At 65.8% G+C, this 13,414-nt stretch carries 16 protein-coding genes; 4 read left to right on the top strand and 12 right to left on the bottom strand.

Features of this window, described 5'->3' with window-relative positions; all coding sequences use genetic code 11:
* Window positions 1-5: 5 nt before the first annotated feature.
* The 4 genes from PIN01S_RS21325 to osmE form a co-directional block, all read right to left on the bottom strand.
* On the bottom strand, window positions 6-539 hold the full coding sequence (locus tag PIN01S_RS21325) for a ferritin-like domain-containing protein (RefSeq protein WP_084338761.1): 534 nt from the start codon (window positions 537-539) through the stop codon (window positions 6-8).
* A 55-nt stretch (window positions 540-594) separates the two neighbouring features.
* On the bottom strand, window positions 595-747 hold the full coding sequence (locus PIN01S_RS26810) for a hypothetical protein (protein ID WP_169715862.1): 153 nt from the start codon (window positions 745-747) through the stop codon (window positions 595-597).
* Between the two features lie 53 nt (window positions 748-800).
* The gene (locus PIN01S_RS21330; RefSeq protein WP_084338763.1) at window positions 801-1,205 is read right to left on the bottom strand and encodes a Rho termination factor N-terminal domain-containing protein; all 405 of its coding nucleotides are present in this window, start codon (window positions 1,203-1,205) and stop codon (window positions 801-803) included.
* Window positions 1,206-1,301: 96 nt separating this feature from the next.
* Window positions 1,302-1,643, bottom strand: coding sequence for an osmotically-inducible lipoprotein OsmE (gene osmE / locus PIN01S_RS21335; RefSeq protein ID WP_084338765.1), 342 nt, complete (start codon window positions 1,641-1,643; stop codon window positions 1,302-1,304).
* A gap of 176 nt (window positions 1,644-1,819) precedes the next feature.
* On the opposite strand from osmE, the gene PIN01S_RS21340 reads away from it, so the two are divergent.
* Together PIN01S_RS21340 and PIN01S_RS21345 are read left to right on the top strand one after the other, a co-directional pair.
* Window positions 1,820-2,719, top strand: coding sequence for an AEC family transporter (locus PIN01S_RS21340; RefSeq protein WP_084338767.1), 900 nt, complete (start codon window positions 1,820-1,822; stop codon window positions 2,717-2,719).
* Window positions 2,720-3,030: 311 nt separating this feature from the next.
* Complete coding sequence (locus PIN01S_RS21345) at window positions 3,031-3,918, top strand: esterase/lipase family protein (RefSeq protein ID WP_084338769.1); 888 nt, start codon at window positions 3,031-3,033, stop codon at window positions 3,916-3,918.
* A gap of 4 nt (window positions 3,919-3,922) precedes the next feature.
* On the opposite strand, the gene PIN01S_RS21350 is transcribed toward PIN01S_RS21345, so the two are convergent.
* The 5 genes from PIN01S_RS21350 to PIN01S_RS21370 all read right to left on the bottom strand — a co-directional run bounded on the left by PIN01S_RS21350 (window position 3,923) and on the right by PIN01S_RS21370 (window position 8,308).
* A complete protein-coding gene (locus PIN01S_RS21350; RefSeq protein ID WP_084338771.1) occupies window positions 3,923-4,669 on the bottom strand; it encodes a Mut7-C RNAse domain-containing protein in 747 nt (248 codons plus the stop codon).
* Between the two features lie 9 nt (window positions 4,670-4,678).
* Window positions 4,679-6,097: a homospermidine synthase gene (locus PIN01S_RS21355; RefSeq protein WP_084338773.1), complete on the bottom strand. Its 1,419-nt coding sequence runs from the start codon at window positions 6,095-6,097 to the stop codon at window positions 4,679-4,681.
* A gap of 119 nt (window positions 6,098-6,216) precedes the next feature.
* A complete protein-coding gene (locus PIN01S_RS21360; protein ID WP_084338775.1) occupies window positions 6,217-6,423 on the bottom strand; it encodes a hypothetical protein in 207 nt (68 codons plus the stop codon).
* Between the two features lie 89 nt (window positions 6,424-6,512).
* Entirely contained in the window at window positions 6,513-6,968 is a 456-nt protein-coding gene (locus PIN01S_RS21365; RefSeq protein ID WP_084338777.1) for a GyrI-like domain-containing protein, read from the bottom strand.
* Between the two features lie 74 nt (window positions 6,969-7,042).
* A complete protein-coding gene (locus tag PIN01S_RS21370) occupies window positions 7,043-8,308 on the bottom strand; it encodes an Hsp70 family protein (RefSeq protein ID WP_084338779.1) in 1,266 nt (421 codons plus the stop codon).
* Window positions 8,309-8,596: 288 nt separating this feature from the next.
* Between PIN01S_RS21370 and PIN01S_RS21375 the strand changes: the two genes are divergently transcribed.
* Together PIN01S_RS21375 and PIN01S_RS21380 are read left to right on the top strand one after the other, a co-directional pair.
* Window positions 8,597-9,460 carry an isocitrate lyase/PEP mutase family protein gene (locus tag PIN01S_RS21375; RefSeq protein WP_084338781.1) on the top strand — a complete coding sequence of 288 codons (864 nt, stop codon included), beginning with the start codon at window positions 8,597-8,599 and terminating at the stop codon, window positions 9,458-9,460.
* Between the two features lie 102 nt (window positions 9,461-9,562).
* Entirely contained in the window at window positions 9,563-9,829 is a 267-nt protein-coding gene (locus PIN01S_RS21380) for a DksA/TraR family C4-type zinc finger protein (protein WP_084338783.1), read from the top strand.
* On the opposite strand, the gene PIN01S_RS21385 is transcribed toward PIN01S_RS21380, so the two are convergent.
* The 3 genes from PIN01S_RS21385 to PIN01S_RS21395 form a co-directional block, all read right to left on the bottom strand.
* Window positions 9,817-10,386 (bottom strand): 2OG-Fe(II) oxygenase, encoded by a 570-nt coding sequence (locus PIN01S_RS21385; RefSeq protein ID WP_084338785.1) that lies wholly within the window; start codon window positions 10,384-10,386, stop codon window positions 9,817-9,819. The genes PIN01S_RS21380 and PIN01S_RS21385 overlap by 13 nt on opposite strands.
* 56 nt (window positions 10,387-10,442) lie before the next feature.
* Window positions 10,443-10,919: an REP-associated tyrosine transposase gene (locus PIN01S_RS21390; RefSeq protein ID WP_084338787.1), complete on the bottom strand. Its 477-nt coding sequence runs from the start codon at window positions 10,917-10,919 to the stop codon at window positions 10,443-10,445.
* A gap of 150 nt (window positions 10,920-11,069) precedes the next feature.
* Window positions 11,070-13,313, bottom strand: coding sequence for a LamG-like jellyroll fold domain-containing protein (locus tag PIN01S_RS21395; RefSeq protein ID WP_212633100.1), 2,244 nt, complete (start codon window positions 13,311-13,313; stop codon window positions 11,070-11,072).
* Window positions 13,314-13,414 lie beyond the last annotated feature (101 nt).

Raw genomic sequence — 13,414 nt, forward strand, 5'->3', positions numbered from 1 at the left:
ACGACTCAGCCGAGGCCGTCCAGCAGGCTGGCCATGTCGTCGGCGTGTTCTTCCTCCTGGGCCAGGATGTCTTCGAAAATGCGCCGGGTGGTGGGGTCGTGCTCGCCGAGGTACTGGATGATCTCGCGGTAGCTGTCGATGGCGATGCGCTCGGCCACCAGGTTCTCGACGATCATCTCGCGCAGGTTGGCGCCTTCGACGTACTGCGCGTGGGAGCGTCGGGTCAGTCCTTCGGGGTTGAAGTCCGGCGCTCCGCCGAGCTGCACGATGCGCTCGGCCAGACGGTCGGCATGCTCCAGTTCCTGTTCGGCATGTTCGAGAAACTCGTCGGCGGCGACGCTGGCCTTCAGGCCGCTGGCCATGTGGTAGTGGCGGCGGTAGCGCAGGTTGCAGACCAGTTCGGTGGCCAGCGCTTCGTTGAGCAGCCGCAGCACGGTCTCCCGGTCGGCGGTGTAGCCTTCGGTCACCGCACCGTTCTCCACGTGCTGGCGGGCGCGTTCGCGCAGCGTCTGGACGTCGGTCAACTGCACATGGCTCATGGTTTTTCTCCTCGACTAAATCAGGGTTCGAGTCCGGCTCTTGCGGTCGGTACGGTCAGGATTCGCTTCGTGGGCCGCTCTTGTCGCGGGGTTGTCCGGCGGGATGCGGAATGGTCTGCCGGTCGGGCGGCAAGGGCGCATGGGCATCGCCCGGCAACAGGTCCGGCTGGTTCGGGTCGGGGCGTGAGGCCGGTGCATCAGGTGACATGATCCCTCCTCGGGCGCGGCCTGGCCGAGCCCGTTACGGGTGGCGATGTCCGATCAGCTCAGCGCGCGGATCAGTTCGTCCTTGCGCATCTTGGAGCGGCCGCGCACGTCGCGTTCGCGGGCGCGCTGCATCAGTTCGTCGCGGGTCATGTCGGTGAGCGAGGTGCTGCGCGACGTGGAGCGCGAGCGGGCCGATGCCGAGCCGCGGTTCGGCGAATGGCCGTGCTTGGTGGCCACCGCGCGGCGGGCCGAGTCCTTGCGGTCGGCGCGCTTGGCCGTCTCGCTTTTCTTCCGCCCGGAGCCGCCCTTCTCGCCGCCGCCGGATTGCTTGTTCACCGTCGCCCAGGCACGCGCCTCGGCCTCGCCTTCGGAAACGCCACGCTTTTCGTAGCTCTCCTCGATGTGTTCGGCCTTGCGCTTCTGTTTGTCGGTGTACTTGGATTTCTCACCCCGTGGCATGGGAAGTCTCCTCTGCAAAGGGAGTACATAGGGTTCGACTGCCCACTGCCGTAAAGTTTCGCGCCGGCCGCCCGGTGGTGCGGCCGGCGCGGGCCGTCAGGTGCGGGCGGCGCGTTCGTGGCGTTCCATTTCTTCGCAGGTCATGAAGCCCTTGCCATCGACCACGCCGGCGGCGTTAAAGCTGACGTGGTAGGGCTGCTGGTGGCCGTCGCGGTTGAGGACGTAGTTGTTACAGGTCCCTTCTACGTTCGTGCGCTGCATCTCCGTCGAGGGCGGACCGCCGATCTCTCGGACTTGTTGCTTGCTCATGCCCTTGTCCACCTGCTTGACCAGGGGCTCGTTGCGGAAGGTGACGTAATCGACCGGATTCTCGACCTTGGTGGCGCAACCCGCCACCGAAGCCAGCACCCCTGCCGCCAGAAGAAGTGGCTTGAACATGTCGTGGCTCCTCTCGTGAGCATCGTTGGGTTGACACTCTTTTGGAGCCGGGACGGCAATGGGAAGTTCGTCGTAGTCGCCAGGATCGGAGGCCGCGCGTATGCTGTGCGGCCCTCTGTTTCGCGCCTTGCACGCGGGCGGGGCCTCATGTCCAGTAGTCCGGGGAGCGTGTTTCCATGGTGGCGGTACAGGCGATTCTGCCGATCTTTGGCCTGATTGTGCTGGGCTATCTGCTCGGCTGGCGGCAGTGGTTGAGCACGGAGGCGGCCACCGGCCTGGCCAGCATCACCTTCAAGCTGTTCATGCCGGCCGTGCTGTTCGTCGGCATCGCCAAGGCCTCGTTGGGCGATGGCTTGTCGCCGTTCCTCCTGCTGGCCTATTTCGCTCCGGTGCTGGTGGTGTTCGGTCTGGTCAATCTGGTTGCCCACCGCCGGCGCGGCGGCGCCACGCCGCTGGGCCTGACCGCCGCCTATTCGAATAACGTGCTGGTGGGCATTCCCCTGGTGACCACGCTGCTCGGCGTAGAAAATCTCGTCTACGTCTTCGCCATCCTGGTGTTCCACAGCCTGGTGCTGTTTTCCCTGCACAGCTTCTATGCCGCGTTCGGCGGCAGCGAGCGGGTGGATGGGCGTGCCTTGCTGAAGAACCTGGCCAACCCGCTGATCATCGGCCTGTTGCTGGGCGCCTTGCTCAATCTGTCCGGCGTGGCGCTGCCGGATTCGCTATGGCGGATGTTCACCTGGTTGTCCCAGGCCGCCTTGCCCTGTGCGCTCATCGTGCTGGGCATCAGCCTGTCGCGCTATCGCCTGCGCCCGAGTGCGGCGGTGCTGGCGCTGACCACCGCCAAGCTGCTGCTCTTCCCACTCATGGTGTGGTGGCTGAGCGGCCTGCTGCCGGGCCTCAACCAGGCGGCACGGACGGTGCTGGTGTTGATGGCTGCCTGCCCCACCGGGGTCAACGTGCTGGCCTTCGTCAAGACGCCGGAAGACAGCCGCACGGTCAGCTCGGCGGTGTTCCTCTCCACGGTGCTGGCGGCCGTCACCCTGCCGCTGTGGATGCACGCGATAGGGTCCTGATCCGTTGTCTTGCCGCCTTCGTGGATCGATGGCGGCGAACCCCGGCAGGAGCGGGCGGGTCAGAACAGAGACAGCGCCAATCGAGGAGAACGCTCATGCTGAAATTCATCGGTGGCACCGCAGGCGTCATTTTCATCATCGGTCTGATCGTGGTGATTGCCCTGTTCAAGCTGCTGTTCTGATCCAGCCGTCCCAGGCGGCAACCATCCACGAGCTTCCGACGCCGCCGCTCGGCGGCGTTGGCGACTGTGGCCAACGATGCGGGCGTAACGCGGTCCGATGACGGTAACCGGTCTTTTCGGAGCGACGAGATGGCGCTGAACGCGAGAACCCGCTTTCCCCTGGTCTTGGTCCACGGCCTGCTCGGCTTCGTCCGGGTGGCCGGCTATCCCTACTGGTTCGGCATCGACAGTGCGCTGCGGCGGCACGGCGTACAGGTGTTCCTGCCACGGGTGTCGGCGGTGCACTGCAACGAGCTGCGTGGGGAGCAATTGCTCGAGCAGATACCTGCGATCCTCGCCAGCAGCGGCGCCGAACGGGTGCACCTGATCGGCCACAGCCAGGGCGCCCTGACCGCCCGCTACGTGGCGGCCCGCCGTCCGGAGTGGGTCGCGTCGGTCACCTCGGTGGCCGGGCCCAACCAGGGCTCCGAACTGGCCGATTACCTGCAGTTGAAGCTGGGCCTGGATACCCCGCGCGAACGCTTGTTCCGAGGTGCTATCGAAGGTGTGGCGAAGCTGATGGATCGCCTGGACCGCCGCGATGAGCGCATCCGTCTGCCCCAGGACGTGCTTGCCTCGCGCCAGGCGCTGACCCAGCAAGGCGTGGCGGCCTTCAACGCCAAGTATCCCCAGGGCCTGCCGGAGGTGTGGGGCGGCGAGGGTCCCGAGGAGGTGAACGGCGTGCGTTATTACTCCTGGTCCGGCACCTTGCAGCCGGCGACCGACCGCGGACGCAACCGCTTCGATGCCTCCCATGCACTGTGCCGGCGTTTGTCGCGCTGCTTCCAGATCGAGAAGGGGCAGAACGATGGCATGGTCGGGCGCTTCAGTTCTCACCTGGGCAAGGTGATCCGCTCGGACTATCCGCTGGATCATCTGGACATCATCAACCAGACCGCCGGCGCCGTCGGCCAGGGCATCGATCCGGTGGCGTTGTTCGTCGAGCATGCGGCGCGCCTGCGCGAGGCGGGGCTTTAGCGGATCAGTAGGCACCGTCCAGTAGCGGTTGGAGACGTGCGCGCATGTCGCGCCAATGCGAGCCTTCCCAGTACAGCCGGCCGCAGCCGTCGCAGACGAAGAAGCGCCGCTGCCGTTCGCACACGGCGGGCGGCAGGCGCTCGGCCACCAAGGCCTTGTCTATGTCCCGCAACGGCAGGTTGCAGCGCAGGCAACGGCTGAACGGCCGCGCGCTGCGCGCCAGGTCGAGGCGCTGGAACAGCTCGGCCAGTTGCCGGTCCGGTTGCAGCGCATGGATGTAGCAGGCGTGGTCGAGGCTGCGCCGTTTCAGTAGTTCACGGTCGCGGCTGAGCACGATGCGCTGTTCGGCGAGGGCCAGTTCGACGATGCGGTCGTCATCGAAAGGGTTCTCGTAGCGGGTATCGAAGCCGGCCATGCGCAGCAATTGCGCCAACCCGCCGAGGTGGGCGTCGGCGATGAAGCGCAGCGCCCGTAGTGGCCGTTCGCGCACGCGCAGCAGCGGGCTGATGTCCAGCGACTCGAAGGTGGGGTAGACGGCCACCCGGTCGCCGTCCGCCAAACGCCGCTCGAAGCCCACCGACTCGCCGTTGACCAGGATCAGCTCGACTTCGGTGTGTGGCACGCCGAGCGCTTCGATCAGGTGCTTGACCGTGGCCGTCGGCGCGCAGACGACGCCGAAGTCGCGCCGCCGCCGCGCGGCGGGGAGGAAGTCGTTGAGTTCCTCGTAGAAGCGGAAGGTGGCGTGGATCATGACCGGCGATCAGACGACGCGGAAGTTCTTGAACTGCCACGGGTCCGTGCGATCCAGGTCCTCCTCGAACAGGTGATCGCGGTTCTGCAAGGGCGTCCAGTCGCTATACACGCCCACCACTTCGCCGAGGTATGGCCGGCACAGATCGAGCAGGGTGGCGTAGGGCAGTTCGTCCGGCTCGAGGATGCCCCGGTCGGGGTGGCGCATCGCCCAGATCACCCCGGCCATCACCGCGGCGGTCACCTGCAGGCTGGTGGCGCTGTTATGCGGGCAGAGCGCGCGGGCTTCGGCGATCGACAGGCGCGAGCCGTACCAGTAGCTCCGGCGTCCGTGGCCCATCAGCAGCACGCCCAGTTCGTCGCGGCCATCGGCGATGTCCTCTTCGAGGATGCGCTGGCGCTCCTGCAGGTGCCAGTTGCGGCCCGCCAGTTCGTGGAGGGAGAGCACCGCGTCGTCGCACGGGTGGTAGGCGTAGTGCACGGTGGGTCGGTACTCCGGCTGGGCACCTTCGCCCAGGGTGAAGTAATCGGCGATGGAGATGGATTCGCTGTGGGTCACCAGGAAGCCCAGTTGCGGCCCGGCCAGGGGCGTCCAGCTCCTGACCCGCGTGTCGGCGCCGGGGCGTTCGAGATAGATCGCCGCCTGGCTGCCGCTGTCGTGGCGGTGAGCATCCGTCGGGAAATGCCGCTCGTGGCTGCCCCAGCTCAGCTCGGCCGGCTGGCAGGCCTCGCCGACGAAGCCGGCTACCGACCAGGTGTTGACGAACTCGCCCATGGCCTTGGGCTGCCGGGCGCACTGGGTGTCGCGCTCGGCGATGTGGATGGTGCGGATGCCCAGGCGTTGAGCCAGCCGCGCCCAGTCTTCGCGTCGGGTCGGGGCGGCCTGGGGTTGACCGAGGTCGTCGGCGATGTTCAGCAGCGCTTGCTTGACCAGATGCGAGACCAGGCCGGGGTTGGCGCCGTGGGTGATGATCGCGGTCGGTCCGCCGGACGACTGGCGGCGCAGGTCCAGCACGGCCTCGCGCAGGGCGTAGTTGGAGCGTGCGGCAAGCGGCAGGCGGCTGTCCGTGTAGCCGCCGGCCCAGGGCTCGATGCAGGTATCCAGGTAAAGCGCGCCACACGCGCGGCAGAGCTCGATCAGCGCGACGCTGGAGACATCCACCGAGAGGTTGAGCAGGAAATCGCCGGCTCGCAGACGGGGTTTCAGCACCTCGGCGTAGTTGTCCCGGGTGAGGCCGAGCGTGAGGTGTTCCACTTGGTATTCCCGGGCGACCTGTTCGCCATCGTCGTCGGCGCTGACGATCAGTATCTGCTCGGGATGCAGGTCGATATGGCGCAGCAGCAACGGCAGCACGCCCTGGCCGATGCTGCCCAGGCCGACCATCAGCAGGCGGCCATGGAACCGCTGGGTCTTGCCGGTCTCGTTCATGGCGCTCCCAGGGCGGACGGAGGGCCGCCCGTCATGAATGCCGGGGTGTGGTTTTCACCTTAGACCATTCGTCCGGGGGCTGCGTCCTGGCCGCCGGTCTGGCTGAACGAGGGGAGGGCTCAGTCCGACTCTTCGGCCGCCTGTTGCAGGCGTTGCATACTCTGCGCGTTGACGTGTTCCACCTGCTGCTTGAGCTGGTCCATCTGCTGTTGCGCCTGCTTGGCTTGTTCCGCCTGCAGGGCGGCGGTGGTCGCGGTTTCGCTGGCACCACAGCCGGCCAGCGACAGCACGACGGTCAAGGGAATGAGGCGATGAAGGTATGGCATGGCAGGATCTCGAGGGGCGACGGGACAGGTCGGAACGCTAACGCTGTCCGTCGCCGCAAACCATGAACGGTCACGCATCCTGGCGCGGATCAGTAGATCGGGATGTACAGGTCCACTTCCGAGGCCGGGTCGTCGGCGGCGATGAAGCGCTCGTCGTAGCGCTCGAAGCTCACCCCTTGGCGGGGCTCCAGGCCCAGTTCGGCGAGGCGGCTGGCGTAGATCGCCTGGAAGCTCTCGCCGATCCCCTCCACCGTGCCCTTGTGGGTGAACACGGCGTACTTCTGTGCCGGCACCTCGAAGCGCTGCATGCCTTCCGGCACCGAGTGTTCCGCCTCGACGCCGAAGCCGGCGACATAGTGCATTTCGCCGGGTGCGGTGAGCCGGCACAGGCCATAGGCGATCCGTGGTTCGGAGACACCGGCGATCTCGTGCTCGCGGGCGACGAAGCGTTGCCAGAGACGGCCGATGTCGCCGTTCATCGGGTCTCCCTGGTACTCCATGCCCACGACGCTGAAGGCGGGCAATTCGACGATGCGTGAAGCCATGCTGCGATCCTCCCTGGATCAGTCGGTGAGGCGGCAAGCGTAGCGCATCGGCGGAGGGGGCGCGCTGCTGGCAATCAGCCGTAGCGCTTCTTCGCCTCGATGGCCAGGCCGCTGCCGATACTGCCGAAGGTGTCGCCTTCCACCGGGCGGGCGTTGGGCAGCATCGCCGCAATGCCCTGGCGCAGCGCCGGGATGCCGCTGGAGCCGCCGGTGAAGAACAGCGTATCGACCTGCTCCGCCGTGACGCTGGCGTTGGCCAACAACTGGCTGACGCTGGCGCGCACGCGCTCCAGCAACGGTTCGATGGAGGCTTCGAACAGATCGCGGCTCAGCTCGGCGGCGAGGCCGTCCTCGATGCGGGTGAGGTCGATGCGCTGCCGGTCGCTGTCGGTCAGGGCGATCTTGGCGTCTTCCACCTGCATCGCCAGCCAGTGCCCGGCGCGCTGCTCGATCAGCTTGAACAGACGGTCGATGCCGGTGGGATCGACGATGTCGTAGCGCATGCTTTTCAGCGCCAGTTGCGACTTCTGCGCATACACCGCGTTGATCATGTGCCAGGTGGCGAGGTTGAGGTGGAAGCTGGTCGGCATCAGCGCCTCGCTCTTCATCCGGCTGCCATAGCCGAACAGCGGCATCACGCCCTGCAGGCTGAGCTGCTTGTCGAAGTCGGTACCGCCGATGTGCACGCCGCCGGTGGCGAGGATATCGCTTTGCCGGTCCGCCACCTGGCGGCGCTCCGGCGACAGGCGCACCAGGGAGAAGTCCGAGGTGCCGCCGCCGATGTCGACGATTAGCACCCGCTCTTCCCGCTGGATGATGGATTCGTAGTCGAACGCCGCGGCGATCGGTTCGTACTGGAACGACACCTCCTTGAAGCCGAGCTTGCGGGCCACGCCCACCAGGGTGTCCTCGGCCTCGCGGTCGGCCACTGGATCGTCGTCGACGAAGAACACCGGGCGACCCAGCACCGCTTCCTCGAACGGCCGGCCCGCCACCGCTTCGGCGCGCTTCTTCAACTCGCCGAGGAACAGCCCGAGGATCTCGGTGAACGGCAGCGCACTGCCGAGCAGGGTGGTCTCGCTCTTCAGCAGCTTGGAGCCGAGCAGGCTCTTCAGCGAGCGCATCAGCCGGCCTTCATAGCCCTCCAGGTACTCGTGCAGGGCGAGGCGGCCATAGACCGGACGGCGCTCCTCGAAGTTGAAGAACACCACCGAGGGCAGGGTGATCTTGTCGTCTTCCAGTGCGATCAACGATTCGGCGTCGGGGCGCAGCCAGCCGACGGTGGAGTTGGAGGTACCGAAGTCGATGCCGCAGGCACGGGCGGGAAGGGCTGTGTTCATCGTTCGCGGGTCCGGCAAAAAAACGGCCGCGCAGTGTATGCGAGGAGCGGGCCGGGTGCACGGTCCTGCTGTCGCATCGGGGCTTCGGCATTCGAACGGCTTCTGTCGTCGGGCCCGGTCAAACCGCCGCGTCCGCAGGCAGTCGAAAGCAGGGAGCGGCCATGCCTTTTCGGCGCGATCGGTATCGGGGGCTGGCCTATGGCCGGGTATTTCGTATCTACTGCCGGGACCCGGATAGAAAGATCGCGGCCCGACCGGGCCCACCTCACTGCACTTGGAAAAGCTGTCATGCAGAAAACTTCGCACCACGCCTTGCGCCAATCGTTCCGTTCCCTGCTCGAATCGAGCGCTTGTTACCACACCGCTTCGGTGTTCGACCCCATGTCCGCGCGTATCGCTGCCGACCTCGGCTTCGAGGTCGGCATCCTCGGCGGCTCGGTCGCCTCGTTGCAGGTGCTGGCCGCACCGGACTTCGCCTTGATCACCCTCAGCGAGTTCGCCGAACAGGCCACCCGCATCGGCCGGGTCGCCCGCCTGCCGGTGATCGCCGACGCCGACCACGGCTACGGCAATGCCCTCAACGCCATGCGCACCGTGGTCGAGCTGGAGCGTGCCGGCGTCGCCGCGCTGACCCTGGAAGACACCCTGCTGCCGGCGCAGTTCGGACGCAAATCCACTGACCTGATCCCGGTGGACGAAGGCGTCGGCAAGATTCGCGCGGCCCTGGAGGCGCGCGACGATTCGGCCCTGAGCATCATTGCCCGGACCCATGCCGGCGTGATCGGCACGGACGAAGTGATCGAGCGCTGCGTCGCCTACCAGGGCGCCGGGGCGGACGGCATCTGCCTGGTGGGCGTCAACGACTTCGAGCACCTCGAGGCCATTGCCGCGCACCTGCGCATCCCGCTGATGCTGGTGACCTACGGCAACCCGGCGCTGCGCGACGACGCCCGTCTGGCGAGCCTCGGCGTGCGTATCGTGGTCAACGGCCACGCCGCCTACTTCGCCGCGATCAAGGCTACCTACGACTGCCTGCGCGAGCAGCGCCAGGTCGCCGCCTCAGACCTCAATGCCACCGAGCTGACGCACAAGTACACCCAGCCCGAGGATTACATCGTCTGGGCGCGGGAATACATGGACGTGAAGGAGTAACGGCGCGAAGGCGACGCACGGTTGTCCGGCAACGCCGCGCCCCCTTGAAAACCGCGGCGTCGCCGGCCATATCTGCTCTTGTCAGACCGTCGGGAGAAAGCCATGGCTACCGGTTGGGCGCATGACGGCGCCGTCCAGGAACAGATCGACAGCACCATCGACGATGCCGTGCAGCGTGCCCGCAGCCAGCTCCCGAAGGGTGAGAGCCTGAGCCACTGCGAGGAATGCGGCGCGAAAATCCCCGAAGCCCGCCGCGCGGCCGTTCCCGGCGTGCGCTTGTGCATCGCCTGCCAGAGCGAGCAGGACAAGCAACAGGCGAGCTATGCCGGCTACAACCGGCGTGGGAGTAAGGATAGTCAGCTCAGATAGTGGCGGGTCGGTCGGTGCCGCTCGTACATGACATCGGTTCGCAGCACGTACTTCACCCCGACATCCAGCGTTCTTCCCTGGTGCATCATCAAGTGCGGAAACACCAGCGCCATGCCGGCTTCCGGCTTGACGATATCCCACTTGAACTCGGTCTCGCCGCCTTGATAGCCATCGTTCAGATAGATCAGAAACGTGTACTGGCTGATTTCGTCGTCGTTACGGCGGTAGAAACCGTCCTTATGCCAAGTGAAGAATTGGCCGGGCACATAGCGGTAGAAACGGAACCGCTCATTGAAGCCCGACAGACGCCAATCGGGTGAGTCATCCGGCAACAGGGGGCGGGCACGTTCGAACAGATGCTGCGCCAGGGCTGGGTCGTCGAAGATCACCCGATCATTGTTCCTCACGTCCTTGATGAGTTCAGCGCCGCTCCGTGTCTGGATAGCCGCCTCCTCGTAACCCATGCGTTGGCTCAGGGCGATGTACTGCCCACATTCGCTTGGCGAGAGAAAATCCGCCAGCGTAAAAATATCTGCGCCGTAGTCGATCCGTTTCATGGATGAGTCCTTTTCGAAAGCGCAAGTGTACGTGGGGCAGGACGGGTTGGGGCGCGTCACGGCTTCGATACGGTGCGTGTGCGATGAACCGTCGAATACGGCCATTCTTCCGGTCGCTGCACATGACCGTGCCTCACCGGGTTGGCGTGAATGAGTGCGGTGTGTTGCCGCAGTTCTTCATCGTTTCGAATCGGGCGGAGTCGGTAGCTACTTCTCCAGACACTACGCTCGCGTTGCAGCCGTCGGGACAGGCGAATCGGTTCCAGATGGGGTGTTCGTCGGCAAAACTCGCTCTGGATCAATTTCCAACGCAGGGCATGCTCGTTGTCATCTTCCGGCAGCTGCCATAACGCATGCAGATGGTCCGGCAACACCACCATGGCCAGGATTTCGAAAGGATGCGCTGTTCTGACCCGACGCACTGCGTCGCGCAGGATGTCGATGTGGTCGGTCAGCAGGGAGAGCGAAGGATCGGCCAGATGGACCGTGAAGAAGAACGTGCCGTCCGGCACGGAAGTGCGTCGCTCACGCATGGCTGCCATCCCTGGCGTTGGAAAATGCCTGGTGATTCTAGGAAGGTATCGTCGTGCGGTTCGTCGGGGTGGGTCACGTCATGAGTGTGGTGTGATCGACGAAAATGCCGTTCTCCGCATCCACCGGCGTGTCGGGCCGGTGGAGCATCCTCACTGCTTGGCCAACTCGGCAATCTCCTCAGCCGACAGCGGGCCGCTGTAGAGGCGGAAGTCGTCGATCCGGCCTTTCAGGAAGGGATCGGCGCTGTACTGGGAGCGGCCCAGCCAGTTCTGCCGGGTCTTGCCGAGGCGGAAGGGGGCGAGGGTGAAGTCGCCGCTGCCGACCTTGGCGCCATCGACGTAGAGCGTGCCGACGTTGCCTTCCTGGGTGACGGCCAGGTGCACCCAGCGGCCGGTGGCGATGCCGCTGCTGGTTATCGTCTGGTCCGCGTAGCCGCTGATGCGGGTGATGGCGTATTGGGCGCGGGAGGGGGCGAGGGCCATGTAGCGCTGGTCGCTGTCGCCGAAGTCGAACAGGCGGGCCCAGGTGCGTGCCTCGTCGAGGTTCACCCAGGCGGCCACGGTGTAGTCGGCCAGGTTCGCGGCGATGCCTGTTGACAGGCTTGCATAGTCGTCCGTGCCGTCCAGTTGCAGGGCCTGTCCCAGGAGGCCGATGCCAAGCTGGGCGCCATTGTGCAATTGGCCGATCTGGCTACCGTCCACCGCGTTGCGCAGGGTGTCGTTGCTGGCTTCGTCGAAGGTCAGGTGCACCTTGAGACGGGGGCCGATCTCGGCCTTCGCGGTGTTGGACGGGGGGCTCTCGCCCTGGCTCGAAATCGCCGTCACCTGGTAGTAGTAGTCCCGCCCCGGCACGACGGCGGTGTCGGTGAAGGTCTGGTCCTGGCTGGCGGTACGGATGGCGATCCGCGTGAACGGGCCGGATGCCGAGGTGGCGCGCTTGAGGTAGTAGCTTTCCGCACCGGTCGCTCCCCACCAGGAGAGGATCACCGAGCCGGCATGCAGTTCGCTGGTCAGGCCGCGTGGCGCGCCACCGGAGGGGAGCGGGTCACGGCTTTCGGTCAGCGTGCCCCAGCCCACTTGATCACCGTTGCCGTATATTTCCGGGCGTGTCGCCTGGGCCATTTTCTCCGACCAGGGCGCGGCGATGCCGATGCGGTTCTGGTACTGGTTGTAGATCAGTTCCCAGGCGGGCCGCCGGTGGCCGCGCGCGGCGTCGGAGATCACCGTTTGCAGGCCGGCGCTCCGGCAGTTCGGGCCGTAGGGAACGAAGGGTACCTCTTCCATCAGGTTGTAGCGGGCGATGTATTCCGAGGCGGCGAGCAGCCGGTAGTTGTCGTAGGCGAACAAATCCTCGTTCTGGCTCCAGGCCATCCGGGCGATGGCACCGAACAGGGCGACGCCGAGGGTGGTATGCCCCTGGTCGCGGCCGCTTTCCTGGAACTGTCCGAGGTTGCCGGCGTGGAGGTAGTACACCAGGTTGTCCAGCGCGCCGTTGCCCTTGCCGTAGTAGAGGTAATCCAGCGCTTCCTGGTAGAGGTCCTCGCGGTCGGCGTACACACCGATGGCCAGCACGTTGGCGATGTTCGCCAGGTCCCAGTTGGCCCAGTAGTTGGAAATACAGGCACCGTTGTGGTTGACCAGGAAGTCGTGGCTGAGGGGGTAGAAGATATCCAGCAGCATGCTCTTGAAGCGGGCACGGTCCTCGGCCGCCCAGCCGTCGTAGGTGCGCATGATCTCGCCGACATTGGCGAACTGGTAGCCGTAGAGGCCCGCCGCCAGGAAGCGGTCGGCGTTGCCGGTGATGGCGGTGAGGGTCGAGGACCAGGCATTGAGGAATTCCACCGCCCGTTTGGCGTAGGCCTCGTCGCCGGAGATTTTCCAGCGCAGTGCCAGGCCGTAGGCGAAACGCAGTTGGCTGATGACGCGGCCGAAGTTCTGTCCGTCACCGCCGCGGATGATCACCGACAGCGGTGCGGGCTTCGCTCCCAGGCTGGAGGAACCATCGGTAATCAGGCCCTGCCAGGCACTGGCCCAGGGCTCCTCGCCCGCCTGGATCTTGCTGCGCATGCGCTCGAAGTCCGCCTCGGTGTGCAGCAGGCCGGGATGGAGGAAGCCGGAGGCCTGGCTGGGCGACGTCGTGACGGGCGTGCTGGATTCTTCGGTGACCGGGGCGCTGGGTTCCGTGACGGACGTGGTCGGTACCGTTGGCGTGGTGACGGAAGGCGTGGGCGTGCTGGGGGTTGGTTCGTTGGCCGCTGTCGAGACCTCGGTTGTGGTCGACGAGCGCGACGAGCCGGACGACGACTTGAACAGGCAGCCGGAGAGTCCCAGCGACAGACTGGTGCTAACGGTCAGCGCCAGCAGGAAGGACGGAAAACCCGGCAGGATGTTCATGGTGCAATGACTCCACCTGTAATTCAGCCTCCCCTGATATCACTGATGCCGGTGGATTGCTTTCTTGGTACACAGGACTGCCAGCTCAGTCACACAAGGAC

This window comes from Pseudomonas indica NBRC 103045 (assembly GCF_002091635.1).
Classification (GTDB): domain Bacteria; phylum Pseudomonadota; class Gammaproteobacteria; order Pseudomonadales; family Pseudomonadaceae; genus Pseudomonas_M; species Pseudomonas_M indica.

What these genes read in the sequence shown, in the direction of transcription:
- PIN01S_RS21325 (WP_084338761.1), bottom strand. Translation starts at nt 539, where the DNA reads ATGAGCCATGTGCAGTTGACCGACGTCCAGACGCTGCGCGAACGCGCC.
- PIN01S_RS26810 (WP_169715862.1), bottom strand. Translation starts at nt 747, where the DNA reads ATGTCACCTGATGCACCGGCCTCACGCCCCGACCCGAACCAGCCGGAC.
- PIN01S_RS21330 (WP_084338763.1), bottom strand. Translation starts at nt 1,205, where the DNA reads ATGCCACGGGGTGAGAAATCCAAGTACACCGACAAACAGAAGCGCAAG.
- osmE (WP_084338765.1), bottom strand. Translation starts at nt 1,643, where the DNA reads ATGTTCAAGCCACTTCTTCTGGCGGCAGGGGTGCTGGCTTCGGTGGCG.
- PIN01S_RS21340 (WP_084338767.1), top strand. Translation starts at nt 1,820, where the DNA reads ATGGTGGCGGTACAGGCGATTCTGCCGATCTTTGGCCTGATTGTGCTG.
- PIN01S_RS21345 (WP_084338769.1), top strand. Translation starts at nt 3,031, where the DNA reads ATGGCGCTGAACGCGAGAACCCGCTTTCCCCTGGTCTTGGTCCACGGC.
- PIN01S_RS21350 (WP_084338771.1), bottom strand. Translation starts at nt 4,669, where the DNA reads ATGATCCACGCCACCTTCCGCTTCTACGAGGAACTCAACGACTTCCTC.
- PIN01S_RS21355 (WP_084338773.1), bottom strand. Translation starts at nt 6,097, where the DNA reads ATGAACGAGACCGGCAAGACCCAGCGGTTCCATGGCCGCCTGCTGATG.
- PIN01S_RS21360 (WP_084338775.1), bottom strand. Translation starts at nt 6,423, where the DNA reads ATGCCATACCTTCATCGCCTCATTCCCTTGACCGTCGTGCTGTCGCTG.
- PIN01S_RS21365 (WP_084338777.1), bottom strand. Translation starts at nt 6,968, where the DNA reads ATGGCTTCACGCATCGTCGAATTGCCCGCCTTCAGCGTCGTGGGCATG.
- PIN01S_RS21370 (WP_084338779.1), bottom strand. Translation starts at nt 8,308, where the DNA reads ATGAACACAGCCCTTCCCGCCCGTGCCTGCGGCATCGACTTCGGTACC.
- PIN01S_RS21375 (WP_084338781.1), top strand. Translation starts at nt 8,597, where the DNA reads ATGCAGAAAACTTCGCACCACGCCTTGCGCCAATCGTTCCGTTCCCTG.
- PIN01S_RS21380 (WP_084338783.1), top strand. Translation starts at nt 9,563, where the DNA reads ATGGCTACCGGTTGGGCGCATGACGGCGCCGTCCAGGAACAGATCGAC.
- PIN01S_RS21385 (WP_084338785.1), bottom strand. Translation starts at nt 10,386, where the DNA reads ATGAAACGGATCGACTACGGCGCAGATATTTTTACGCTGGCGGATTTT.
- PIN01S_RS21390 (WP_084338787.1), bottom strand. Translation starts at nt 10,919, where the DNA reads ATGCGTGAGCGACGCACTTCCGTGCCGGACGGCACGTTCTTCTTCACG.
- PIN01S_RS21395 (WP_212633100.1), bottom strand. Translation starts at nt 13,313, where the DNA reads ATGAACATCCTGCCGGGTTTTCCGTCCTTCCTGCTGGCGCTGACCGTT.